This is a genomic window from Collinsella sp. AM36-4AA, from assembly GCF_003467795.1.
GTDB lineage: Bacteria > Actinomycetota > Coriobacteriia > Coriobacteriales > Coriobacteriaceae > Collinsella.
Genome location: NZ_QSHS01000024.1, coordinates 15,068 through 40,493, shown reverse-complemented (window position 1 = coordinate 40,493; position 25,426 = coordinate 15,068). Strand labels below are relative to the sequence as shown.

General features: G+C 60.5%; 21 protein-coding genes. 14 read left to right on the top strand and 7 right to left on the bottom strand.

Translation table 11 applies throughout. From position 1 onward, the window contains the following. Positions 1-51: 51 nt before the first annotated feature. The 4 genes from DW850_RS08000 to DW850_RS07985 form a co-directional block, all read right to left on the bottom strand. The gene (locus DW850_RS08000) at positions 52-1,971 is read right to left on the bottom strand and encodes an ABC transporter ATP-binding protein (protein WP_117786769.1); all 1,920 of its coding nucleotides are present in this window, start codon (positions 1,969-1,971) and stop codon (positions 52-54) included. Beyond that, on the bottom strand, positions 1,964-3,808 hold the full coding sequence (locus DW850_RS07995; protein ID WP_233540645.1) for an ABC transporter ATP-binding protein: 1,845 nt from the start codon (positions 3,806-3,808) through the stop codon (positions 1,964-1,966). Before DW850_RS07995 ends, DW850_RS08000 begins: the two co-directional genes overlap by 8 nt. Next, positions 3,801-4,307, bottom strand: a complete 507-nt coding sequence (locus tag DW850_RS07990) for a MarR family winged helix-turn-helix transcriptional regulator (protein ID WP_117582977.1) — start codon at positions 4,305-4,307, stop codon at positions 3,801-3,803. Before DW850_RS07990 ends, DW850_RS07995 begins: the two co-directional genes overlap by 8 nt. 247 nt (positions 4,308-4,554) lie before the next feature. Next, complete coding sequence (locus tag DW850_RS07985; RefSeq protein WP_117786768.1) at positions 4,555-5,727, bottom strand: Fic family protein; 1,173 nt, start codon at positions 5,725-5,727, stop codon at positions 4,555-4,557. A 221-nt stretch (positions 5,728-5,948) separates the two neighbouring features. On the opposite strand from DW850_RS07985, the gene DW850_RS07980 reads away from it, so the two are divergent. Both DW850_RS07980 and DW850_RS07975 read left to right on the top strand, forming a co-directional pair. Continuing rightward, positions 5,949-6,773, top strand: a complete 825-nt coding sequence (locus DW850_RS07980) for a PfkB family carbohydrate kinase (RefSeq protein ID WP_117779396.1) — start codon at positions 5,949-5,951, stop codon at positions 6,771-6,773. Next, positions 6,766-7,095, top strand: a complete 330-nt coding sequence (locus DW850_RS07975) for a TIGR04076 family protein (protein ID WP_199408661.1) — start codon at positions 6,766-6,768, stop codon at positions 7,093-7,095. The genes DW850_RS07980 and DW850_RS07975 overlap by 8 nt, the downstream gene beginning before the upstream one ends. A 226-nt stretch (positions 7,096-7,321) precedes the next feature. Here DW850_RS07975 and DW850_RS07970 read toward each other — a convergent pair whose 3' ends face one another. The 3 genes from DW850_RS07970 to DW850_RS07960 all read right to left on the bottom strand — a co-directional run bounded on the left by DW850_RS07970 (position 7,322) and on the right by DW850_RS07960 (position 10,621). Next, entirely contained in the window at positions 7,322-7,768 is a 447-nt protein-coding gene (locus DW850_RS07970; protein ID WP_117635561.1) for a low molecular weight protein-tyrosine-phosphatase, read from the bottom strand. A 33-nt stretch (positions 7,769-7,801) separates the two neighbouring features. Next, a complete protein-coding gene (locus tag DW850_RS07965; protein ID WP_117635560.1) occupies positions 7,802-9,172 on the bottom strand; it encodes an ATP-binding protein in 1,371 nt (456 codons plus the stop codon). A gap of 195 nt (positions 9,173-9,367) precedes the next feature. Continuing rightward, complete coding sequence (locus DW850_RS07960) at positions 9,368-10,621, bottom strand: MFS transporter (RefSeq protein WP_233540644.1); 1,254 nt, start codon at positions 10,619-10,621, stop codon at positions 9,368-9,370. Between the two features lie 161 nt (positions 10,622-10,782). Here DW850_RS07960 and DW850_RS07955 point away from each other — a divergent pair, with 161 nt between their 5' ends. The 12 genes from DW850_RS07955 to prfA all read left to right on the top strand — a co-directional run bounded on the left by DW850_RS07955 (position 10,783) and on the right by prfA (position 24,859). Beyond that, positions 10,783-11,730: an isopentenyl-diphosphate delta-isomerase gene (locus DW850_RS07955; protein ID WP_117637683.1), complete on the top strand. Its 948-nt coding sequence runs from the start codon at positions 10,783-10,785 to the stop codon at positions 11,728-11,730. Between the two features lie 242 nt (positions 11,731-11,972). Further along, positions 11,973-13,430 carry an SLC13 family permease gene (locus DW850_RS07950; RefSeq protein WP_199569341.1) on the top strand — a complete coding sequence of 486 codons (1,458 nt, stop codon included), beginning with the start codon at positions 11,973-11,975 and terminating at the stop codon, positions 13,428-13,430. A 141-nt stretch (positions 13,431-13,571) separates the two neighbouring features. Further along, positions 13,572-15,059: a UbiD family decarboxylase gene (locus DW850_RS07945; protein ID WP_117648415.1), complete on the top strand. Its 1,488-nt coding sequence runs from the start codon at positions 13,572-13,574 to the stop codon at positions 15,057-15,059. Positions 15,060-15,249: 190 nt separating this feature from the next. Further along, a complete protein-coding gene (locus DW850_RS07940; RefSeq protein WP_055252424.1) occupies positions 15,250-15,828 on the top strand; it encodes a UbiX family flavin prenyltransferase in 579 nt (192 codons plus the stop codon). Between the two features lie 91 nt (positions 15,829-15,919). Beyond that, on the top strand, positions 15,920-16,789 hold the full coding sequence (locus DW850_RS07935) for a MerR family transcriptional regulator (RefSeq protein WP_117786766.1): 870 nt from the start codon (positions 15,920-15,922) through the stop codon (positions 16,787-16,789). Positions 16,790-16,984: 195 nt separating this feature from the next. After that, entirely contained in the window at positions 16,985-17,854 is an 870-nt protein-coding gene (locus DW850_RS07930; RefSeq protein ID WP_117786765.1) for a hypothetical protein, read from the top strand. A 79-nt stretch (positions 17,855-17,933) separates the two neighbouring features. Beyond that, the gene (locus DW850_RS07925; protein ID WP_117786764.1) at positions 17,934-18,827 is read left to right on the top strand and encodes an aldose 1-epimerase family protein; all 894 of its coding nucleotides are present in this window, start codon (positions 17,934-17,936) and stop codon (positions 18,825-18,827) included. 280 nt (positions 18,828-19,107) lie between these two features. Then, positions 19,108-20,034, top strand: coding sequence for a transporter substrate-binding domain-containing protein (locus tag DW850_RS07920; protein ID WP_117637677.1), 927 nt, complete (start codon positions 19,108-19,110; stop codon positions 20,032-20,034). A gap of 9 nt (positions 20,035-20,043) precedes the next feature. Further along, a complete protein-coding gene (locus DW850_RS07915) occupies positions 20,044-21,192 on the top strand; it encodes an amino acid ABC transporter permease (protein ID WP_117786763.1) in 1,149 nt (382 codons plus the stop codon). A 22-nt stretch (positions 21,193-21,214) separates the two neighbouring features. Beyond that, positions 21,215-22,000 carry an amino acid ABC transporter ATP-binding protein gene (locus DW850_RS07910; RefSeq protein ID WP_117786762.1) on the top strand — a complete coding sequence of 262 codons (786 nt, stop codon included), beginning with the start codon at positions 21,215-21,217 and terminating at the stop codon, positions 21,998-22,000. Between the two features lie 72 nt (positions 22,001-22,072). After that, the gene (locus DW850_RS07905) at positions 22,073-23,500 is read left to right on the top strand and encodes a M20/M25/M40 family metallo-hydrolase (protein ID WP_117786761.1); all 1,428 of its coding nucleotides are present in this window, start codon (positions 22,073-22,075) and stop codon (positions 23,498-23,500) included. 291 nt (positions 23,501-23,791) lie between these two features. Further along, on the top strand, positions 23,792-24,859 hold the full coding sequence (gene prfA / locus DW850_RS07900) for a peptide chain release factor 1 (protein WP_055252487.1): 1,068 nt from the start codon (positions 23,792-23,794) through the stop codon (positions 24,857-24,859). Positions 24,860-25,426 lie beyond the last annotated feature (567 nt).

The following is a 25,426-nucleotide window of genomic DNA, read 5'->3' as shown; positions in this document are numbered from 1 at the left end:
CGGAGGAAATACCCCGCCCGTCCCCGGGGAACCCTCCGTCAGTAACCGTTCCTACTCCAGCTCAAACGCACCCGTGTACAGCTGGTAGTAATACCCGCGCTTGGCGATCAGCTCGTCGTGGTTGCCGCGCTCGATGATGCGGCCGTGGTCCAGGCAGATGATCGCGTCGGAGTTGCGCACGGTGGACAGGCGGTGCGCGATGACAAACGTCGTGCGGCCCTCCATGAGTTTATCCATGCCCGCCTGCACGATAGCCTCGGTGCGGGTGTCGATGGAGCTCGTTGCCTCGTCCAGAATCATTGCCGGCGGATCGGCGACGGCAGCGCGGGCGATCGAGATCAGCTGGCGCTGGCCCTGCGACAGCTGGGCGCCGTTGCCGGTGAGCATGGTGTCATAGCCGTCGGGCAGGCGGGTGATAAAGTCGTCCGCGCCCGCGAGCTTGGCCGCCGCGATGCACTCCGCGTCGGTCGCATCCAGGTTGCCGTAGCGGATGTTATCCATCACGGTGCCGGTGAACAGGTTCACGTCCTGCAGCACGACGCCCAGGCTTCGGCGCAGGTCGGCCTTGCGGATCTTGTTGACGTTGATGCCGTCGTAGCGGATCTTGCCGTCGGCGATGTCGTAGAAGCGGTTGATGAGGTTGGTGATGGTCGTCTTGCCGGCACCGGTGGCGCCGACAAACGCGACCTTCTGGCCCGGCTTGGCAAACACGGACACGCCGTGCAGCACCTCGTGGTCGGGCGTGTAGCCAAAGTCGACGTTGTCCATGACCAGGTCGCCGCGCAGCGGTACGTACTCGATCTCGCCGGTTGCGCGGTGCGGATGTTTCCATGCCCACATGCCGGTGTGGTGGTCAGCCTCCTCGAACTCCCAAGTCTCGGGGTTCACCTGTGCGTTGACGAGCGTCACGTAGCCTTCGTCGGCCTCGGGCTTCTCGTCGATGAGCTCAAAGATGCGGTCGGCGCCGGCGAGGCCCATGACCACGGCGTTGATCTGCTGCGAGATCTGGCCGATCTGTCCGCAGAACTGCTTGGTCATGTTGAGGAACGGCACCACGACGGCGATGGACAGCGCCATGCCCGAGATGCTCAGGTTGGGCACGCCCAGTGCCAGGAAAATGCCGCCGGCAAGGGCCGCCAGCACGTAGAGCAGGTTGCCCAGGTTCATAAGGATGGGCATGAGGATGTTGGCGTACATGTTGGCCTTTTGCGAGACCTCGAAGAGCTTCTCGTTGCGCTCGTCAAAATCGGCCTCGGCGGCAGACTCGTGGCAGAACGCCTTGACGACCTTCTGGCCGTTCATGACCTCCTCGATATGGCCCTCGACCACGCCGAGCTCGGTCTGCTGCGCAATGAAGAAACGCGCGGAATTGGAGCCGAGCAGCTTGGTCATAAAGGTCATAAAGGCGATGCCGGCGATGATGACCAGGCACATCCACACGCTGTAGTACAGCATGATAAAGAACACCGTGACAATGATGATGATCGTCATGAGCAGGTTGGGCAGCGACTGACTGATCATCTGGCGCAGCGTATCGATGTCGTTGGTGTAGTGGCTCATGATATCGCCGCGCTGGTGCGTGTCGAAGTAGCGGATCGGTAGGTCCTGCATGCGGTTGAACATCATCTCGCGCAGCTTCTCGAGCGAGCCCTGCGTGACGATAGCCATGGCGCGGTTCCAGAAGAGCGAGGACAGGACACCGACGCCGTAGATGCAGGCGAGGGTGGTCACGAGCTGCAGAATCTTGGGCTGTGCGGCTTCCCAATCGCCCGACTGCCACGATTCGCTAATAATCTGCAGGGCGCTCTGCAGGAAGGTCGCGCCGATGGAGTTGATGATGGCGCAGAGCACCACGCCGGCGACGACAAGGGGCAAAAGCACGGGATAGAAGCCAAAGAGCGTCTTGATGAGGCGCGACATGGTGCCGCCCTTGCGGTTGAGCGCGCGCTCGGCGGTCGTTGCCTTACTCATGGGCCTCGCCTCCTTCCTGGGTCTGAGCTTGCGTTGCGGTCATGTCGGTGTTGTCTGCCGCCGTGTTCGCGTCGCCAGAGACGTCGTCGGCGTCTTGCGTACCTTCGGCAGACATCTTGTTTTGCGAGGTAAAGGTCTCGCGGTAGATCTCGCTCGTCTTAAGCAGCTCGTCATGGGTGCCGATCTGCGCGATACGGCCGCCCTCCATGACGATGATGCGGTCTGCGTCCTGCACGGAGCTGATGCGCTGGGCGATGATGAGCTTGGTCGTGTTGGGCAGATAGCTTGCCAGTCCTGCGCGGATCTTTGCGTCGGTCTTGGTGTCGACGGCGCTGGTGGAGTCGTCCAGGATCAAGATCTTGGGGCGACGCAGCAGGGCGCGTGCAATGCACAGGCGCTGCTTCTGACCGCCCGAAACATTAGAGCCGCCCTGTTCGATCCAGGTGTCGTAGCCCTTGGGGAAACCGTCGACAAACTCGTCGGCGCAGGCCAGATGCGCTGCCTCGCGGACTTCCTCGTCGGTGGCGTTCGGGTCGCCCCAACGCAGGTTCTCGGCGATGGTGCCGCTAAACAGCACGTTTTTCTGCAGCACCATGGCGACCTGGTGACGCAGCGCGTCCAGGTCGTAGTCGCGCACGTCCACGCCGCCCACGCGCACAGCGCCTTCGGTGGTGTCGTACAGGCGGGCGATGAGGTTAACGAGCGTGGACTTGGCCGAGCCGGTGCCGCCGATGATGCCGATGGTCTCGCCGCTCGTAATGTGCAGGTCGATATCGTCGAGCGCCTGGCGTTTCGCATGCGCGGAATACTTAAAGCTCACGTGGTCAAAGTCGATGGAACCGTCGGCAACCTCGAGCACGGGCTCGGCGGGATTGGCGATCGTGGGCTCGGCGGCCAGCACCTCGGCAATGCGGTGTGCCGATTCGTCGGCCATGGTCACCATGACAAAGATCATCGACAGCTGCATCAGGCTCATGAGAATCTGGAAACCATAGGTAAAGGTCGAGGAGAGCTGGCCCACGTCGAACAGCGTGCCCTGGCTCGTGATGATGAGCTTGGAGCCTAGGTAGATGATGATGACAAACGCGCCGTTGACGCAGATGTTCATCATGGGGTTGTTAAAGGCGAGCAGCTTCTCGGCGCGGGTGAAGTCCATCTGGACGTCGCGCGCGGCGGTCGCGAACTTCTCCTTCTCAAAGTCTTCGCGCACATAGCTCTTGACCACGCGCATGCCGGTGACGTTTTCCTCGACGGACTCGTTAAGGGCATCGTACTTGTGGAACACGCGCGAGAAGATGGGGCGCACCTTAAAGATGATAAAGAACAGTCCAAAGCCCAGCAGCGGAATGATGACCAGGTAGACCATGGCGACGCTGCCGCCCATGATAAACGCCATGGTAAAGGCGAAGATCAATACCAGCGGCGCGCGCACGGCGATACGGATGATCATCATAAAGGCCTGCTGCACGTTGTTGATATCGGTGGTCAGGCGCGTGACGAGCGAGGAGCTCGAGAACTCATCGATGTTGGCAAAGCTGAACGTCTGGATCTTGTAGAACAGGTCGTGACGCAGGTTCTTGGCGAATCCGCAGCTCGCATGGCTGCAGGTGACACCAGCCGCGGCGCCAAAAGCAAGCGACGTCAGCGCGATGAGCACCAAAAAGCCTGCGGTGGGAAGCATCTCGGCTACGGTGGCGCCGTCTTTGATGGCGTCGATCAGGTTGGCGGTGATAAATGGAATCAGCATCTCGCAGAGCACCTCGCCAAGCACGAGCAGCGGCGTGGCAACAGTGACTTTCATATAGTCGCGGATGCTTCCCATGAGGGTTTTAATCATCCAGTTCCTCCCAGGTTACGCGGATTTTATCGAGCATTTCGGCGAGGTCCTCGCGCTCGTCGTGGGTGAGCGCGCTAAAGGCCCGTTCTCTAAAGCGGATGCGGGCCGCCTGGTCGATGCGGGCGTTTTCCCGGCCGGTTTCGGTCAGGCGAATGGTGAGTTGCCGTCGATCCTTGGGGTTACGGCTGCGCTCGATGAGGCCGTTGAGCTCGAGCTTGGACAGGATCTCGGAAAGCGATCCCGGCTTGAGGTCAAAGTGCATGCCGAGCTCCTGCTGCGACATCTCGCCGCCGGGTTGCTTGGCCAGCAGGCAGATGATGGGCGCCTTGCCGGATACGCCTCCGCCATGAAAGTGCATGTAATGGCCGCAGAAGCCAAGCCCGTTAAGGATGCGCTTGGCAAGTGCATCCGATTGCGATTGCGCCTCGGGCGAATCTGCAGGCTCGATGGGGTCGCCGCCCGGCGTATGGGGGCAGAGGTCGATGCATTCGTCGCACATGGTGTTGCTCCTTTCTTTAGTTAGGTAGAGAAATTGTTTTGTACCTAAGTGATTCTAGAGGTACCTAACTGATTGTCAAGGTACCGAATCGATTTTGTGGCAGTGCTGGGGTGCCGGTGCCAGGGGAATCTTGGACAGTCTTCGCAGCGTAGATTCAGCGGGCCACGGCGTATCCCGGAGTTTTCGATAGGTTCATTAAGGGGGCGAGACTGGCAGCTGCCGGTCTCGCCCCTTGGCTTTCCGAGACTTAGAGCGGCTCGTCGCCGGTTCGGAGGATGGCGAGATATGGCTCATATGAAAACGTGCGGTATCGTTTCCTGCTCGTATCACGTTGGACAAGAATGCTCCAATCGGTAAATTGGGATATAAGGTTGTTTGCGCTCGATCTGCTAATCTGCATTCGTTCAGACACAAAGGCGGTGTCGACGATCGGATTGCCCTCGAGAAGGTCGAGTAGCATAAGGGCGTTCGTCGTAGCCCTTCCCGCCTTTTCGCGAATCAGCCTTTCGGTTTCCGAATGGAGGTCGACAAGCTTCCGCATCGAATCCCGCGCCTCGCGTGCGCTTGCAAGCAAGCAGGTACTGAAAAACGAAACCCATCCCTCAAAATCGCCTCTCTGCCTTACGCGCATAAGCCAATCGTAGTATTCGCTCCTGTGTCGTTTGAGTTCATACGAGGGGTAGATGACCGGCTTGGTGAGCGCCCCATCATGTATGAGCGAAAGGAGGATGAGCAGACGCCCGAGGCGTCCGTTGCCGTCGAGGAACGGGTGCGCGGTTTCAAACTGGTAGTGCACCAAAGCGGCCTTGATGACTGGATCGATGTCGTCACGCTCGTTGATGAAAAGCTCGAGGTCGCCAAGTGCCTCCTTCATATCCTCCGTGTTGGGAGGGACATACGGGGCCTCATTGAGCGTGCAGCCGTTTGGTCCGACCCAGTTCTGAGTCGTCCTGAACTGGCCCGGCGTCTTGTCGGAGCCTCTGCCATTTCCAAGCAATGTGGCATGGACGGATTTGAGCAGCCTCATACAGAGTGGCAGTTCCTCCATGAGCGTGGTCGCCTGCTGCACCGCTCGAGTGTAGTTGACGACGTCGGTTAGGTCCCGGCTCGCATTGGATTCGTTTGACGGGTCAAGAACATCATCGAACGTACATTGCGTACCCTCGATTTGAGAGGACAAGAGCGCTTCCTTGCGAACGTACATAGAAAGGTACATGTCGATGTTCGGAACAAAGCGAGACATGCCCTCAACCTCGCCGAGTATGGCGCGGCAATCGGAGACAAGCCGCATGGAATCAGCGGATAAATTGATTGGAAAGAATGAATCCATATTGGCGGGTCTAAACGAATCATAGGCGAGGGCTCCTGAAAGGTTGTGCCTGACGTTTCCCTGTCGTCCGGGTGTGATGGGTGCGAGCATCGTTAGTGTCCTAAGAACAAATTTGAGCCAAAACTTGTTCTTAGAATTTTATAGCGCCTTCTAAGGCCAAGTTTCTGCAATAAGAAGCGTCAGAAAAACTCTAAGAACAAAATTACGCCCAAACTTGGTCTTACATCCGAAGGCAAGACTTAGATTGCACTGCGCTACACTTAGTCGCATTATGGCGACATCGCGCCGCGCCCGACCCAAGGGGGACACTCATGAAGAACACTCAGCTGCTGCTGATCAACGATATGTGCGGCTACGGCAAGGTCGCGCTCTCGGCCATGCTGCCGGTACTGTCGCACATGGGCTATCGCATCCACAACCTGCCGACGGCGCTCGTTTCCGATACGCTCAACTATCCCAAGTTCTACATTCACGACACCACGGAGTACGTGCGCCAGAGCCTCGCTATCTGGGAGGAGCTCGGCTTTGAATTTGATGCTATCTCGACCGGCTTTATCGTGACCGAGGAGGAGACGCGCATCATCTCGGACTTTTGCCACCGCCGCGCTCAAAAGGGCACCAGGGTGTTCGTCGATCCCATCATGGGCGATAACGGCAAGCTCTATGCCGGCGTGCCCGAGTCGACCATCGGACTCATGCGCAGCTTGGTCGAGTGCGCCGACTACGCGGTGCCCAACTATACCGAGGCGTGCCTGCTCACCGATACGCCTATCGCCGAAGAGATTACGGCCGATGAGGCCCGCACGCTCGTGGACGCCATGCTCGCGTTGGGCACCAAGTCGGTTGTCATTACGAGTGCGAAGGTCGATGGGGCGAGTGCCGTCATCGGCTACGACCATGTGGCGGGGGAATACTTTGAGATTCCGTTTGAGCTGATCCCGGTGTACTTCCCGGGTACGGGCGATACGTTCTCGGCCGTGCTCATGGGCCGCGTGATGAACGGTTGGAGCCTCCAGCGTGCCACGGCCGATGCCATGCGTGTGGTGGCCGAGCTTATCGAGCGCAATGCCGACCAAGAGGACAAGTCGGCTGGCCTTCCCATCGAGGCCTGCCTGGATGTGATTGACCATGAGTAACGCTGACGAGGGCGGCGCCAAGCCTGCAGGCGAGAGCAAGCCGCTCGGCGCGCCGCGTGGCAAGCGTCCGCGTATCCGCATTAGCTGCGTGGACCAGTTGGGAACGTGCCGCTGCCATCATGGTCACAAGCCAGGCGATGTCTTTGACTTTGACCGAGACCGCGGCAAGATGTGCGCTATGGCCTGCCATGTGGGCTTTCCTTACATTGACATCTTGCGTTACGGCGGAACCGTGCCCGGCAACGAGCCCGGCACGGCAAAGTTCTGCTGCCCCGAGGTCGATACATTGAACGTCTGGCTCGCCGAGATCGTCGACGAGTAGTCGAGCGAGGATTTTCTCCCGCCGAGATAATGAGCGTGGATTTTTCCCGTTTTGGACGCAATTTCGCGCTCAAAGTGGGAGAAAATCCACGCTCGATTTGTATATGGGAATCCCGATCTCGTTTATGCCCGTGCTTAGGCGTTATCGTCGTTGTCCTGCGTGCGAGTAAGGTCAAATTTCTGCATTTCATCCGATTTGTGGCTCTAAAAACTCTGCATTTCATCGATTACAGCTGCTCGAGCATAGCGGTGCAACCGGCGAGCACGTCGCGGTAGGTGGCATCGAAGTTGCCGGTGTACCAGGGATCGGCCACGTCGCCGGGGCGCTCGGTCCAATCGAGCAAGCGCGTAATCTTGCCGTCGGGGTCGTCGTCAAAGATGCGACGCAGACCGCGCGCGTTCTCAGCATCCATATAGACAATGCGATCCCAGTTGCCATACTCCGCGCGCCGCACCTGACGTGCGCGATGTGCGACGACGGGAATCCTGACTTCGCGCAGCTTGGCGACCGTGCCATGATGCGGCGGGTTGCCGATCTCTTCGGTTGAGGTTGCTGCAGAATCGATGACAAACTCGCCCGCGCGTCCAGCGCGGCGCGCTAGCTCGGTAAACACGGACTCAGCCATCGTCGAGCGACAGATATTTCCACAGCAGATAAAAAGAATGCGTTGCATGAGCGGTTTCCTTTCTGGGCGGTCGCGCGGGGCTTACAGGCTGCCCTTGAGACAGTTTGCTCCGATAAAACCCGCTGCGTACAAGGGGAGGTGGCGCAGCTCGCGCCCGTCATCAGTTTCGCTGCGGGCAAAATTGTTCTCGGACAAAATGTAGGCATATGGCGACCGGGCTTTGTCCATAAACGACCCGAGGGTTCTTGCGCGCACGTTGCGTGCGGACTTTACCTCGACGGGCACAATTTCCATACGGTCGGTCTGAAGTAGAAAATCGAGCTCACCGCTCGTCTTCCAAGACGACGGCGGCACCCAATAGTACGTCCGCAAACCATTGCTCGAAAATGCCTGCATGACCGAGTTTTCGGCCAGGGCACCTCGAAAGTCGGAAGACAGTGCTATGGCGGAATCCTCTTTGAGGTCGAGCCAGAGCCGCGGGTTGATACCGAGTTTGTAGAACATGAGGCCCGTATCGAGAAGATAGACCTTAAAGAAACTTCCGTCTTCGTCGTCGAAGGGAACGAGGGGAGGTTCGATGCCTTCGGTCAGGTTGTTGACCGATATGATGGCGGCGCCTTCGAGCCAGTCGAGCGGCTCGATAAGCTTGGCGCGACGGCCTCCGCGTTCGACCTCGGAGTACTTGAATTTCTTTGTGGACGATCTCAGCAACTGGGACGGAATGGAGCGCCATACCTTGCGCGCCGCCACGCCACTGATCCCGTTTTCGGGGTCGGTCATATCGGCGGTGTAGGTCTCGTCGATTTCGCGCTGCTCGACGCGCGCGTCTTCGATGGATAACGTCTTGCGATATGCGTTGACGGCGGCGGGCATGCCGCCTACGACCTGGTATCGATGAAACAGGCTGAGCGCGGCTTGGTGCGCGGCGTAAGCATCGAGCGTGCCGGCGTGGGTACGAACAGCATCGGCCATCTGCTCCTCATCGAGCGCCCAGAGAAACTCCTCGAACGACATGGGATGCATGGTCTCTTGACGAACGCCGCTGGGAAAAGGCAACTTGCGCTTGCGCGTGGCGACACCGAGTTGGCTGCCGGTCGCGCATATGCGCCAGCCCGAACCCGAGAAAAAGCGAAGCGAGTTGAGCGCCCGTTCGCAGAGCTGCACCTCGTCAAACAGGATGAAGGCGGTTTCCTTGCGAATGGGGGTGCGTTTATAGTCTGAAATTCGCGCCACGATGGTGTCAACGTCGTCGGTGGGACAGTCGAACAGCGGAGCAATCAGTTCAAGATCGGTCTGAAAGTCGAGTTTGACAAACGCATCGCCGGCGATTCGCCTGCCGATTTCCTCGGCAGCGTACGTTTTGCCTACGCGTCGCGCACCACGGATGAGGAGGGGGCGTGAGGCGTCCTTTGTCGCCCATGATTCGATAACGGATTCGATTGATCTGCGCATGGGGCCACCTTTCCGATTTCGTGTACTTCAGATACATAGTTTAGTACGATTTCGTGTACTTAAAATACACGAAATCGTAGAAAAGCGTGTATCTGAAATACACGAAATTGCACTGCCGGAGCTTGCAGGCGGATAAACACTACTAGTATGGGACGGTTTTCACTGGTTGCTCGCCACCTTGGGCTGTGTTCGTCCCTATGCCTGCATCCGGGGCTGTGCTGATTGACGACGGCGCTCCCAGCGGGCGAGCTTGATCGTCACTAGCGCAAGCGCCCAGGCTACAAGCGAGAACGCAGCGCCCACGGCGCCTACGTAGGAAATGCCAACTCCACTTACCACGGCGCCGCCCATTGCGGTGCCAAACGAGATGCCGACGTTAAACGCCATGGGCTCAACCGAACTTGCGAGTACCATCGACTTGGGATGGCGGCTGCGTGCCACGTCCATAAAGTGTGTGATGCACGAGACTGAGAACAGGTACATGAGCAGCGCCAAGCTAAAGACAAAGACCAGCGCGAGCGGCATGGTGCCGCCCACGGCAAACAGCCCGAGCAACGCCGCAGCCTGCAGCACAAACGTCACAAGCAGTGCCTTCATGCCAAAACGTGCGTCGATCCATCCGCCCAGGATGTTCGAGATCAGGCAGAACACGCCGTAGGCCATAAGCGTGGTGCTCGCCTGAACAGTGCCCATACCCAGCACCTGCTCAAGATAAGGCGTAACGTAGCCGTAGAATACATAGACCGAGCCCACGCCAAACAAAAAGATAAGCATGCCGGTGATGATGCTCGGTTCGCGTAGCAGACCCGCCTGCTCGCGGAAGGTAGCGGGTTCGTCGGTCTGTCCGGCGCGCGGCATAAACGCCACGAGCGCTCCGCAGATCAAAACGGCAAAGGTCAGCGTACCGTACATGGCCACGTGCCAATCGAGCGTGTCGGCCACGAACTTGCCGATCGAAGTGACAAAGACCATCGCCACGGAAAACGCGCCGTACACGACCGAGATGGCAAGCGAAGTTTGCTGCGGGGACAGCAGCTCGGGGATGTACGTCACGCCCACGGCGAGCAGCGCGCCCGAGACGGATCCCAGGACAATGCGCGAGATAAAGAGCACCTGGAAGTTGGGCGCCAACGCCATGACCAGGTTGCCGAGCACAAAGACGATGCTGTAGTACACGAGCAACTGGTAGCGGCGGAATCGCCCCGTGCTGAGCGCAAGCACCGGCGTGGCGATGGCGTAGACGAGCGCGAACACGCTGATGAGCTGGCCCGCAGTGGCAAGTGATACGCCGAGTTCCGTTGCCAAGTCGCTTTCGATGCCGATGACCACGAACTCTGAGCAGCCGAGCGAGAATCCCAACAGCACGAGCAGCGCCAGGCAGAGCTTGGTGCGCGCGGGGGAGAGCGCGGCGGCGGTTGACTTACTTTTAGACGTGGTTGCGGCGGTCAAGGTTGTCACTCCAATGTCGCATGAATAAGCGGGATTCAATCCCTGCAACTCTAACAGAATGTGCCAGGTGCCTGCCCCCTTTGTCGCAGGCTGTGCTTGCCTGTATAGTCGCAATACAGGTGAAAATGGTCTCAGGTACATTGCGGGCGACAGGAGATCCCATGGGTATGCACACGACAAAGGTTGCAGCAGGCGAGGGCAAGTTTGCGCTCGAGGCCCAGTTGACGGTGACGCCGCGAGGCATGGCGGTGTACGCCTGCTCGCCGGAGTTCGCGCACCTGGGCGCCACGGCGCAGGCCATTCCGCGTCCCGAGCCCGGCCGCACGGCGACAGTGAGCATCCTGGCTGTTCCGTGCCATCGAGACGAAATTCCGGCGCACGATATCGCGGCGGCGCTGGCCACGCGCTTTGGCGTGCCGGTCGTTGCGAGCACGGGCTTTCATGTTGAACAGGCGAGCGGGGGCGACCTGCAGCGCGTGCTCGACACCACCAAGGAGCTCATCGCCGCGCTCGAGGAGGCCGCAGCCCGCATTCTGCGCGCCGGCTGGGATGAGGGCGGCGCGGGCGCCGAGGTCGTGGCGGTCAATGCCGCGACCGGCGAGACGCTTGGCCCCGTCGACCGCATCGATGCCCATGCCGGTGAGGGCATTCTGCATCAGGCATTTCTGACGCTTCTGGTCGAGGGCCAGGGCGAAGACGCACGCCTGCTGCTCTGTCGTCGCAGTCCGCTCAAACGCCTGTGGGGCGGGGTGCTGGCCGATAGCTGTGCCGGCCATCCGCTCCCCGGGGAGGACGTTGTCGCCGCGACGGCGCGCCGCATCAACGAAGAGCTCGGCATCACGCGCGATCCCGATCAGCTCAAGTACCTCGGACGCGTGGTGTACCGCGAGGACCACGGCGACGGCCGCTGCGAGTGCGAGTGGTGCGAGGTGTTCGCAGCCCATGTTGAGCCGGGCGAGCTGCACATCAACCAAGAGGAGATCTCGGAGGTACGACGCGTGACCCCATCCGAGCTCGGCGGCTACCTGCAGGGTCGCCCCGAGCAGCTGGCACCCTGGCTCCGCGAGGCCCTGGAGGTCCCCTCCATCCGCGCAGCCCTCGCTATGTGAAAAAAGACAGTCCCTTTGCCACATCCAAACCGTCACAACATTTGATGAAAATCTCGAAAACGAGGAAAAGCGTCGAATGTTGTGACGCTTTTTGTCCAGAGGATCGCTTCTCATCCAAAAATCCCGCTTGACTGTATTGCCACAACACAGCGCAACGTAAGGGGTGTCCGATAACGGGCGCCCCTTTTTAAGTGGCAACGTGGCCGCGAATCCGGAGCGCCCCCAACAAGAAAGGTGGGGAGATGGAAGCGGAAAAGAAGGCGTTTAAGATCACCAAGCGCGAAATTGGCTTTGTGCTGGGTATCGTTGTCTTTTTGCTGGTGAAGTTTCTTCCTTTGGCGGAGCTGAGCTCGACGGTCGAGCTTACGGTCGGCGGTCAGACCTGTCTGGCGTTGACGCTCGCCACGGTGGTGTTCTGGGCGTGTGGCGTGGCACAGCCGGGCTTTGTGGGCCTGCTCTATTGCGCGCTGCTCGTTCTGTTCAAGGTGTGCGTGGACGACACGGGTGCCGCGAGCATCTCGGCGACGGTCGCCTCCACGTTTAGCTCGTGGACCAAAGCCACCATGTGGCTCGTCATCGGCGCCTACCTCATCGCCAGCGCGGTCAAGGAGTCGGGCCTGGGCGAGCGCATCGCCTATGCGTTTATGCTCAAGTTCGTGCGCGATGCCAAGTCGCTCATCATCTCAATCTTCGCGCTCACCTTTGTGCTGTCGCTGCTGATCCCGCATCCGTTCCCCCGCGCCTTCCTCATCCTCGCCGTCGTCTCGGTCATCGCCGAGTCCGCCGGCTACGGTGACGACGACCGCGGCAAGCTCGGCTTCCTCGTGTTTGCCGCTGCCGCCCCGGGCTCCATGTTCTTCCTGACGGGCGACTCCACGCTCAACCCGCTCGTTGCGCAGTACAGCGCCGAGGCCGGCGGCATGAGCCCGTCCTTTGTCGACTGGTTCCTGTGCATGAGCGTGCCTATGCTGGTCGCGCTGCTGTGCACCCTGTTCCTGGGCCTCTTCCTCTTTAAGCCCAGCAAGGAGCTCGTCTACGATCGCGAGCAGATCGTGGCCAAGCAGGCCGCGCTCGGCAAGCTCTCCGTCAAGGAGATTCGCACCATCGTGTGGCTTGTCATCGCCATTGCGCTGTGGCTCACCGTCTCGGGCGATTACATCGGCTGGGTCACCCTGGCCATCGGCGTCTCTCTTGCCATGCCCATCATCGGCGAGGTCCTCACCCCCGCCAGCTGGAATGCCGTCGACATCAAGTCCCTCATGTTCCTGACGGCCGCCATGGCCGTGGGCTCCGTGGGCGGTGCCACCGGTATGAACGCCTGGATCGCCGATGTTGTGCTTCCCAGCTCCGTGCCCGAGAACATCTTCCTGTTCGCCCTGCTTGTCGCCGCGCTTTCCATGATCATCCACATGTTCATGGGCTCGGTCATGGCCGTGCTCGGCGTGTGCGTGCCGGCGTTCATCAGCTTTGCGGCCGGCTCCAGCGTGAGCCCGCTCGCCGTGGCGCTCATCGTCTTCACGTCCATCAACATCCACTACATCCTGCCGTTCCATAACCTGCCGATCCTTATCGGCGAGGGCAAGGACGCTGGCGGCTACACCTCCAAAGAGGCTATGCGCATGGGCATTCCCCTCACTGCGGTCGTCTTTATCGTCGTGCTGGTCGAGGCCGCCTGGTTCCACCTCTTTGGCCTGATGTAAGCAGTCGAGTGCTTGGCTGTAATTAGCCGAGTGCTTGAACTGCGAGTGCCCGAGCGCCCCATCTATGAGCGCTGCGGCCCCATTACGTTACCAAGCCGGCGGCACTCCCGCCGCCGGACACTCTCCCGAAAGGAGCACGCTATGTCCACTACCGATGCTTCCCAGATCCACGATCTGCGCTCCGCGCTCGACTTTTTGCGCGAGATGCCGGGCCAGCTGCTCGAGACCGACACCCAGGTCGACGCGGACGCCGAGGTCTCGGGCGTCTATCGTCGCGTCGGTGCCGGCGGCACCGTTATGCGTCCGACCAAAGAGGGCCCGGCGATGGTCTTCAACAACGTCAAGGGCTTTGACGATGCCAAGGTCTGCATCGGCATGCTTGCCAGCCGCAAGCGCGTTGCCGCCCTGCTCGACCTCGACGAGGAGCACCTGGGCCTCGAGATCGGCAAGCGCTTCGAGAACCTGATCGCGCCCGAGCAGATCGCCGAGGGTGCGCACGTCGACTGCCAAGAGGTCGTGTACAAGGCGACCGACGAGGGCTTTGACCTGCGCAAGATCGTTCCCGCTCCCACCAACACGCCCGTCGACGGCGGCCCCTACATCACCATGGGCCTCGCTTATGGCACGAGCCCCGACGGCTCCCAGTCCGACGTGACCATCCACCGCTTCTCCTGCGTCGACAAGGACAAGCTCGCCATGTGGATCACTCCGGGCAGCCGTCACCTTGGCGCGTTCTTTGACGAGTACTGCCAGCGCGGCGAAGACATGCCCATCTCCATCTCCATCGGTCTGGACCCCGCCGTGTACATGTGCTGTGGCTTCGAGGCGCCAACCACGCCGCTCGGCTTTAACGAGCTGCAGATCGCCGGCGCCCTGCGCGGCCACGCCGTCGAGCTTGCCGACTGCGTCACCGTTCCGCAGAAGTGCATCGCCAATGCCGAGTACGTGCTCGAGGGCTACCTCATGCACGACGAGACCATCAACGAGGACGTCAACGGCCACGGCTACGCCATGCCCGAGTTCCCCGGCTACACCGGCGGCGCCAAGGTCTGCCCGGTGATCAAGATCACCGCCGTCACCACGCGTGTCAACCCCATTATGGAGAGCTGCATCGGCCCTTCGCACGAGCACGTGTCCATGGCCGGTATCCCCACCGAGGCTTCCATCTACAAGATGGTCGAGACCGCTATCCCGGGCCGCCTGCTCAACGTCCACGCTGCACCCTGCGGCGGCGGCAAGTTCGTTGCCATCATGCAGTTTAAGAAGTCGAGCAAAAATGACGAGGGCCGTCAGCGCAACGCCGCCATGCTCGCCTTCTCGGCATTCTCCGAGCTCAAGCATGTGATCTTGGTTGACGAGGATGTCGACATCTTTGATATGAGCGACGTGATGTGGGCCATGACCACGCGCTTCCAGGCCGACGTCGACCTCATCACCATCCCCGGCTGCCACTGCCACGTGCTCGACCCGTCCAACGACCCTGCGTTCGACCCCACGATTCGCGAGCACGGCATCGCCTGCAAGGCCATCTTCGACTGCACGGTTCCGTTCGACCTCAAGAAGAATTTCATTCGCTCGCAGTTCATGGAGATCGACACAGACAAGTGGGCCAAGGAGATTGCTTTCTAAGGTTCCGGCGTTCTACCGAACGTCGGACCACTCGACGCTGCGCCCGCGCCTGGCGGGCAATCTGCCCCTCAACTGCGAAGGCATGGGCATAAGCCCTATGCCTTCTTGTTTCGGGGCACCTTGCCTCGCCAGACGCGCGCTCGCTGACATTGCCCGACCTATAGCTGCCATTTTGTTGTTAGGAGTTGTCATGCCTGAGTCTTCTGTCCGTCCCCGTCGCATTGTCGTTGGCGTGTCTGGCGCCAGCGGTGCCGCGCTGGGCCTTGAGTGCCTCAAATGCCTGCGTCAGGCCGGTGCCGAGTCGGCGCTTGTCGTCACGCGCGGGGGAGAGATCACCATCGAGCAGGAGCTCGGCATGACGCTCGACGAGTTTGCCACGCATGCCGATGTGGTCTACGACAACAAGAACATCGGCGCCGCCATCGCAAGCGGCACCTATCCGGTCGACGGCATGATCGTGGCCCCGTGCTCCATGAAGACGCTCGCCGGCATCGCGAGCGGCTACAGCGACAATCTGTTGCTGCGTGCGGCCGACGTGCAGATGAAAGAGCAGCGCCGCCTGGTGCTCATGGTGCGCGAGACGCCCTTCAGCGCCATTCATGTCGACAACATGGCGCGCCTGGCGCGCGTACCGGGCGTCATGCTCATGCCGCCCATGCTCACGTTTTACAACGGCCCCGCCACGCTCGATGACGCGGTGCATCACATCGCCGCCAAGGCGCTCGAGGCCGTCGGCGTGTCATGTGCAAACTATAAGCGCTGGTCATAGGCGTCTTTAGGGTAGGATACGAGGAGTGTTTGAGCCCGCTGCCCCTGTGGGCGGCGGGCTTTTCGCGTCAAAGGATGTGTCGGGAGGATCTATGCAGACGGGCATGTATGCGATTAGCGAGATGGCGAGCTTGTTCAATGTTTCGCGCCAAACGCTCATCTACTACGACAAGATCGGTCTGTTTAAGCCCGCCGTGGTGAACGAAAAGGGCTACCGTTTCTATTCGCCCACGCAGATCCCGCTCATGCGTCTGATCTGCATGCTGCGCGACCTAGGGCTCGAACTCGACGAGATTGACCGCCTGACCTCGACGTTCGACATTGGCGAGATGACCGATCACCTGCGCTCGCGGGTGCAAGCGCTCGATGAACAGATCGCCGGCCTCAAAGCCGAGCGCGCGAGCGTGCAGGAGCGCCTGAACTTTTACGACGAGGCGGTTTACTGGCGCGAGCGCGAGGGCAGGCCGGAGCTCAAGCAGTTTGAGCGTCGCTACGTGGTCTTTGAGGAGTTTCCAGGCGATATCGAGCGCGGCCGCTCGATGCTTCACCCCACGCTCATGCGGGCCATCCTGCGCATGCGTGCGTTGACGGGCACGCGCCCTATGCGCGGCTGGGGTGCCATGCTGCGTCGTGAGGCGCTGCATTCCGACGACCCTATCGCCGGCGCGGGCTCCTTTGCCGTGCTGCCGCGCGGTGCCGAGGAACTGCTGCCGAGCGATCCCGCCGAGCTGGCAGAGATCGGCATCGAAGTGCTGCCCGAGGGCACATACCTGTGCATGAGCCGCTGGGGTATGCCGTACGAGCCCGAGGGCATCCGCGCCATCGTTGCCTGCATGGACGAGCACGCGCTCCAGCCCGTTGGCAACGCTTTCGACTTTTGCTACCTCGATACCACGAGCTACGACGAGTCCCACCAAGAGGACTTTTGCTGCATCCAAATCCCTGTTACCCTCCAGATGTGACAAAGGGACAGTCCCTTTGTCACATTCGTGGTGTGGCTGCTGCCCAAACCGTCACAACATTTGATGAAAATCTCGAAAACGAGGAAAAGCGTCGAATGTTGTGACGCTTTTCCTGTCTGTGCCGGCGAGCTCCCGTGCCATCTGGGGGTATAAGGCTGGCAAGTGTTTATTTGCGAGGCTTAAGGGGCGCCCCGTATGGATATCGATAACTTTGAATGGTGGTATAGCGAGGGCGAGGCTCCGGACGAGGAGTGGGACGAGCCCGCGCCGCGTGACGTGTCGAGCGACGAGGACGAGGCCGGCAACGATGCTGCTGTCGAGCCTGACGCCGCCTCCGATGCCGCCGAGCCCCTGACCTTTGAGCAGGCTTGGGCCCAAGCCGAGGCCGATGAAGCTAAGGTCGATGCCACGGCCACACTCGGTGAGCCGGCGGACATGTCCATCTCGCCGGCCAAGATCCCGCAGCCGCGCCATAACATCGACCCCGGCAGTACGGCATCCTTCAGCATTCTCGACGTGCCCTCGCAGGGTGCCCAAGCACCCGCGCCCACACGTCGCCCCGACCTGGCTCGCGAGGAGGACGCGGGCCGTCGCTCTCCGCTCGGCCCCATCCTCATCGCCTTCATGGCCGGCGTTATCGCATGCTCGGTAATTGGAAACGTCTGGAGCCATGTTGAACAACAACGAAAAGACGCCGCCAAGGTCGAGATGTCCGTCGAACAATCGCTCAGCCGCACGCGCTCGGTGCATGTATCGGTCGAGGTCAAGGACGGCGCGACGTGGGACACCGCGCGCGGCGACAGCCAGATGCTCGTCCATATCGTGGGTCGCACGCTCAAGGGGCAAGCGATCGACGAGTACCAATACGTCAATTCCGAAGGTGACGGCATCGAGCTCAAGCCCGGCGACTACGAGCTCACGGTCGATGAGCCGCCCGTCGCCACCGACGGCACGCGTTACCGTGCCTCAAAGCGCATGGTTCCGGTGAGTTTTAATTCACAGGCGCCCGATACGGTCGATAGCACGCCGCAGGGCGGGTTTGACCTTTACGCTATTGCTCAATAACTGCACCTGTCGCTCAACCCCGCCGCCAAGAGTGGGACAATAGCCCTCGACACCGTTGTTTACTATTGGAGGAAGTAGCATGTCCACCGTCACTACCATCAAGCGCGGCGGCCTCACCGCGGCCATCGATTCCATGGGCGCCCAGCTCACGAGCCTTGCCCTCAACGGCAACGAGTATCTGTGGCAGGGCGACCCGGCCTTTTGGGGCAAGCATGCGCCTATCCTGTTCCCCATCGTGGGATCGCTGCGCAACAACATGGCGACATCTGCGGCCGGCACCTGCGAGATGCCGCGCCATGGACTCGCTCGCATCGTCGAGCACAAGTTGGTCGAGGTTTCGGAGGACGGCTCCTCGGTAACGTACGAGATCACTGACACGCCCGAGTCGCTCAAGGCGTTCCCGTTCCACTTTAAGCTCAACATGACCTATGCCCTGACCGGCGACGCCACGCTCACGCAGACCTTTGCCGTCACCAACACCGGCGACGTGGCCCTGCCGTTCTCGGTGGGCGGTCATCCTGCATTCAACGTGCCCGCCCCCGGTGCCGAAGACGAGGCGTTCGAGGATTACGAGCTGGCGTTTACCGAGGCTTGGACTAACGAGGCCCCCATCATCACGCCCGACGGTCTTATGACGTTCGAGGGCAGCTACAAGGCTCCCGATAACTCGGACGTGCTGCTCATCACGCACCGCAGCTTCGATAACGATGCCATCATGTTCACCGATGTCCCGGGTTCCACGCTCACGCTGCGCGGCCGCAAGTCGGGCCACGGCGTCAAGATCGACTTTGAGGGCTTTAAGTACATCGGCGTGTGGTCTGCCGCCAACGACGCCCCGTTTGTGGCGCTCGAGCCCTGGACCGGTCATACCACCATGGACACCGAGGACGACGTCTTTGAGCACAAGGTCAACACCATTACCTTGGCACCGGGTGAGACGGACGTTCGCAGCTTTAGCGTTACCCTGCTCTAGAGGTTCCGCCGTTCTAACGAACGACGGACCGGTCGACGCTGCGCGCCACCCAGAGCGACAATTTGTCATTCAAAAGGCAAGGCATGACCAGAAGGTCTATGCCTTGCCTTTTTCATGCTAACTTGTTCGCTCTGGGTGGCGCCCGCTGGCATTGCCAAAACATCGACGCTCCCAATGACTACCGTGCGTCTATTAATTTTTCGAGCTTGTGCTGCGCTGCTGGTCGCTGGCGTATATCCTGTTAAGTCGTCAGCATACGATTCAACAGGGAAGGCAGATTATGCATTCTCCCCATCAACGCGACGCGCATCCACAGCCGGTATGCAGCCGTCGCATCTTTTTGGGTAGCGCTCTCGCTGCGAGCGCTTCTGTCGTCGCCGGCGCACTTGCCGGCTGCCAGCGTCCCTCCACGCTGGAAGTAGTTCAGTCCACGACGGGCGGCGGTCGCGACGACCTGTCCGATTCTGTGATCGGCAAGGATAAGATCCGCATTGGCATGGAGGCGGCCTACGCCCCGTACAACTGGCAGGTTTCCGAGGCCAGCGAGTTCACGATCCCCATCGATAACGTGCAGGGAGCCTACGCCGATGGCTACGACGTGCAGATCGCCAAGATCGTCTGCAAGGCTCTCGGCGGCGAGCCCGTTGCCGTCAAGCAGAGCTTCTCGGGCCTTATCGACTCGCTCAACAACGGCCAGATTGACCTCATCATCGCCGGCATGAGCGCCACGCCCGAGCGCGAGGAGTCCGTCGGCTTTTCCGACCCGTACTTCATTGGCTACTTTGGCCTGTTCGTAAAAGAGGGCTCGCCCTACCAAAACGCCACCAAGCTCAGCGACTTCAGCGGTGCCACGGTGCTCGGCCAAAAGGACACGATGCTCGATACCGTCATCGACGAGATTCCGGGCGTTGTGCACAAGAACCCGGTCGATTCGGTCCCCACGGTGTTCTCGAATCTGCTGCAGGGCACGTGCGACGCCGTGACCTACAACACTGAGAACGAAAAGGGCTATATGGCCCAAAATCCCGGTATCGTCCCCATCCACTTTGCCGAGGGCGAGGGCTTTAAGCAGGAGGTCACGGCGAATGTCGGTTGCCGCAAGGGATCGGACAAACTGCTTAAGCTCATCGACAAGACACTCAAGGGCATCAGCCAGGAGGAGCGCGACCAGATGTGGGACGCGTGCCTCGACCGTCAGCCGGCATAGGGAGGCAGCATGAAAGGCATCAATCGTCTGGCCTCCTTTATCAAGGCCGACCACCGTTATGTGTACCTGGGCACGAGCGTTATCGCGGCGCTCGGCTTGGCATTTAGCCAGCGCAACCCCACGCCGCTGAGCTTTTTGGCGCCCACCGGCATCTTCCAGGATTGCCTTTGGGCGATTCTTTGGGCCTGGATCGTCGTGTCGGCGGCAGCGCTCGTCACCAAGGTTATGCACTGGAGCGACTATCGCGAAACGTCGCCGTTTGCATCCGAGCGTTTCCGTCGCGGCGCGCGCCTGGGCAGCTATGTCGTGGTTGCCATCGCGGCGATCTTCTTTATCGACCGCTGCGTCATGTCGTTTGTCGACCTGGTGCAGGTGAGCATTGTCTCGGACTCCAATCCCAGCGACTTTCTGTCGAGCTTGGTCTACATGACCTACAAGAGCGGCGACTTCTTTATCCGCGGTATCGAGATCACCATCGCGCTTGCCACCTTCGGCACGGTCATCGCCTTCTTCTTGGCGCTGCTCTTTGTGTTCTTGCGCACCCAGACCTTCGATCGCGTCGACAACGACCTGGTGCGCTTCTTTAAGAGCATTGGCCGAGGCTTTGCGACCGTCTATTCCACCGTCGTGCGCGGCACGCCCATGATGGTCCAGGGCCTGCTCATCTATTACGCGGGCTTTACCGTTCTGCGCGGCATGGGCTTCGAGACCGCCCAGGCCAACCAGATCTGGAGTACCTTCACCGCCGGCCTCGTCACCATCTCGCTCAACTCTACCGCCTACATGATGGAGGTCCTGCGCGGCGGCATCGAGTCCATCGATCCCGGCCAGGCCGAGGCAGCGCGCTCGCTGGGCCTGTCGCAGTGGCAGGCTATGCGCAAGGTCGTGTTCCCTCAGGGTATTAAAAACGCGATCCCGGCGCTCACCAACGAGCTCATCATCAACATCAAGGACTCGTCGGTGCTCTCGGTCATCGGCGTGTTCGACCTCATGTACGCCACCACCACCGTCGCCGGCGTGTACTACCGCCAGATGGAGGTCTACTGCGTGGCGCTCGTGGTCTATCTGATCCTGACGCTCGTGGCGAGCCGCCTGCTCGAGGCCTTTGGCAAAAAGCTCGGCGCCGAGGCTCCTGCCACGCTGCCCAGCTCTAACTAGGCTTAAGACGAGGAGAATCATCATGGCAGATACCGCCACTACCGGCACTGCGGCAGCCGTGCAAAACCAAGAGCCGCTTATCCGCGTCGAGGGCCTGCGCAAGAGCTTTGGCTCACTCGAGGTACTCAAGGGCATCGACTTGTCCGTCAATCCCGGCGAGGTCGTCACCATCATCGGCGCCTCGGGCTCGGGCAAGTCGACGTTTCTGCGCTGCCTTAACCTGCTCGAGACCCCGGACGCGGGCCATATCTGGTTCCACGGTCAGGACCTTACTGCCGAGCGCTGCAATATCAATAAACTGCGCGAGGACATCGGCATGGTGTTCCAGGGCTTCAACCTGTTCAACAACATGGACGTGCTCGACAACTGCACGCTCGCGCCCGTCACGCTCAAAAAGATGAGCAAGGCCGAGGCCGAGAAGGTCGCGATGGAGCATCTGACGAGCGTGGGACTCGAAAAGTTCGCGCACGCCGCCGTTGGTCGCCTGTCCGGTGGTCAAAAACAGCGCGTGGCCATCGCTCGTGCCCTATGTATGAATCCGCAGATCATGCTGTTCGACGAGCCGACCTCCGCGCTCGACCCCGAGATCGTGGGCGAGGTGCTCGAGGTCATGCGCAAGCTCGCCGCCGACGGCATGACCATGGTCGTCGTCACGCACGAGATGGCCTTTGCCCGCACGGTGTCCGACCGCGTGGTCTTTATGGACAAGGGCGTGGTGCTCGAGGATGCCGCGCCGGCCGAGCTCTTCGGCAACCCCAAACACCAGCGCACTCGTGAGTTCCTCTCTCGCTATCTCGAGGACAAATAACCGACCGCAAACGCTTACGTTGCAGGGCCGCTCCCGTGGGGCGGCCTTTGTCGTCACAATCGAAAGGATGTCATGGCCGAGGTTTGGCGCTTCTTTGCGCATGAGGACGATTTTGCCGATATAGACGAGGCCGGCGCGTGCGAGCACTTGGGCCGCGTGCTGTCGTTTCCGACCATTTCGAGCATGGATGCCGAGGCGGTGGATTGGCAGCCCTTCGACGACCTGCGCGCGTATATGCAGCAGGCCTGGCCGCACATATTTGCGGCGGGCGAGGTCGAGCTTGTCGGCCATTCGCTGTTGGTGACGCTTGGCGGTTCCGACTCCGCCCTCAAACCCGTCATGCTCATGGGCCACATGGACGTGGTCCCCGTGGTGCCGGGTACCGAGGCCGACTGGACGCACGCCCCCTTTAGCGGACAGGTGGACGACACCTACATTTGGGGTCGCGGCGCTATCGACATGAAAGACCAGGTCGCAGGTATTCTCGAGGCGGTTGAGTATGCGTTGACGCACGGCTGGGAGCACGAGCGAACCCTGCTGCTGGCTTTTGGCCAGGACGAGGAAACCACGCAGTACGGCGCGCGGGCGATCGGTCGCGTGCTCGAGGAGCGCGGTATTGAACTTGAATACCTGATCGACGAGGGTGACTACCGTATTGTTTCGGCTGCCGAGTACGGCGCGGGCGAGGGCTGGCTTATGCATGCCGACCTTGCCGAGAAGGGCTACGCCGATATTGTGCTCAAGACGAAGAGTGAGGGCGGGCATTCGTCCAACCCCTACGGCGGCACATCGCTCGAGGTACTGAGCCGCGCTATCGCCGCAATCTGCGATATCGAGTGGCCGACGCGCGTGACCGATCTGCTTGCCGCACAGCTCGTCGAGCTGGGGCTCTACACGGCGGATGAGATTGCCGCCAACGGGGACGTCATTGTCCGCGACTGCCTCGCCAGCAAGAAGCTCTATCCGCTGGTGACGACCACCTGCGCGCCCACGCAGATCGAGGGTGGCAGCACCGGCGCCAACGTGATGCCACAGGATATGTGGGCCAATATCAACTTCCGCATGCTCGAGGGCACGGGCGTGGCCGACGTTGTGGCGCGCTGCCGTGAGGCGGTTGCCGGGGCGGACCTTGCCGGTCGTGTCGAAGTGGAGCTGGGCCCCGGCAGCTCCGAGCCCTCGCCGTCCCCGCGCATCGGTGGTCCCGGCCTCGAGGCGGTTCGCTCCATCGCCGCCCGCTATTTCCGCGATCCAAAGGGGACGGAGGAAAACGGATCATCAGCGGCGGGCGGAGCTCCTATCGGTATCGTTCCCTCGACCGTGATCGGCGCGACCGACGCTGCCAACTACCAGCACATTTGCTCCGAATGCATTCGTTTTTCGGCGTTTGTGGTCGACGATGACGAATGCGACCGCGGCGTCCACGGCACCAACGAGCGCATCACCCGCCGAGCCTACCTCCAGGGTGTCCGCTTCCTCATCGCTCTGCTCCAAACGCTCTAGAATTCGACAAAGCGACAGTTCCTTTGTTAGCCGTTGGGGACGTTCTTAAGCGACTAGCCGTTAAGGAACGTCCCCAACGGCTACGTCTACTCATTCCGTGCGGGTTATATGCAGGTTTGCCTGCGCACGCTATCATGTATGGGTTAGACCGCAACTATGTACCCCATACGCGAAGGGATGCGCATGTATCTGAAGATCGACATGTTCTAGCCGGGCTTACCCCTGCAGTGGCGCCGTGCGCCCCATCAGCTCTGCCGATTTTCACCTTCACGCATATAAAGGAGTCCCGCCATGCGCGACAAGCTCGAAAAGATTATCAAGGCCTACGAGGAGCTCGAGAAGAAGCTTTCCGACCCGGCCGTCGCCTCCGATATCAAGGAGTTCACGCGTCTCAACAAGGAGTACGCGCACCAGTCCGACCTCATTGCCGCCTCGCGCGAGTACATCGGCGCGCTCGATGACATCGAGGCTGCCAAGGAAATGCTCCACGATACGACCGATGCCGATGAGAAGGAGATGCTCCAGATGGACATCTCCGAAAACGAGGCCAAGCTTCCCCAGCTCGAGGAAGACATTAAGTACATGCTCATCCCGAGCGACCCCAACGACGACAAGAACACCATCGTCGAGATTCGCTCCGCCGCCGGTGGCGACGAGGCGGCCATCTTCGCCGGCGACCTGTACAAGATGTATCAGCGCTTTTGCGAGTCGCGTGGCTGGAAGACCACCGTGCTCGATTCCAGCCCCAGCGAGGCCGGCGGCTTTAAGTCCATCGAGTTCAAGGTCGAGGGCGACCGCGTCTACTCCGTCATGAAGTTCGAGTCCGGCGTACACCGTGTCCAGCGCGTTCCCAAGACCGAGTCCCAGGGCCGTATCCAGACCTCCACGGCAACCGTCGCCGTGCTTCCCGAGGCCGAGGAGATCGACGTCCAGATCAACCAGTCTGACCTGCGCATCGACACTTACTGCGCTTCGGGCCCTGGCGGTCAGTGCGTTAACACCACCTACTCCGCCGTGCGCATCACCCACCTGCCCACCAATACCGTGGTGCAGTCGCAGGAGCAGCGCTCCCAGATTCAGAATCGCGAGGTCTGCATGCAGATGCTGCGCGCCCGTCTGTACGAGATGGAACTCGAGAAGCAGCAGGCAGAGCTTGGTGCCGAGCGCCAGAGCCAGATCGGCCACGGCAACCGTTCCGAGAAGATCCGTACCTATAACCAGCCCCAGGACCGCGTGACCGATCACCGCATCGGTTTCAACTCCACCTACAATGGCGTCCTCCTGGGCGACCAGCTCGGCACCGTCATCGAGGCGCTCGCCGCCGCCGAGCGTGCCGAGAAGCTGGCACAGGCTGTGTAGTGGGTTACGCGGTTTTGCCAAACCGCGTAACGGCTCGACGCTGCAAACGCCCCTAAGCGGCAATCTGACGTTCAATTTCAAGGGCGCGACCAGAAGGTCAGCGCCCTTTCATTTCACGTCACCTTGCTCGCTTAGGGGCGTTTTCGCTGACTTATGCTCAACCTGCGGCGCCTTAGAGGTGGTCATTGGGGACGTTCTTAAATGACTAGGTTGGGCATATTGCTTTGAGGTGTTATTCAATCAGCTGTGATGGCCTTTGAGCTGCTTACCTGCTTAAAGCAATTAACGGTGTGCATCTGCTATTGAAAATAATGCTCAAAATATCGTTCGCGAAGTCGCGGGGTCCTTTTTGGTGCGTCGCGCGTCAAGTGATTTGGCAAGTTCTTGGTTAGATATTGGTCAGTTTTGGGGCAACCTTGCCAAAAGCTTGACGAATGCAAATTTAGACGTCAGCGAATGAACACTCTAGGCAGGCTCCAAGCAAAATTCTGGGCTGATTCTCGATAATCGCCTTCAATCGCCCCTTGCCAAGCGCTGGCCTCGCTTACAATCTGCTCCGACATTCGC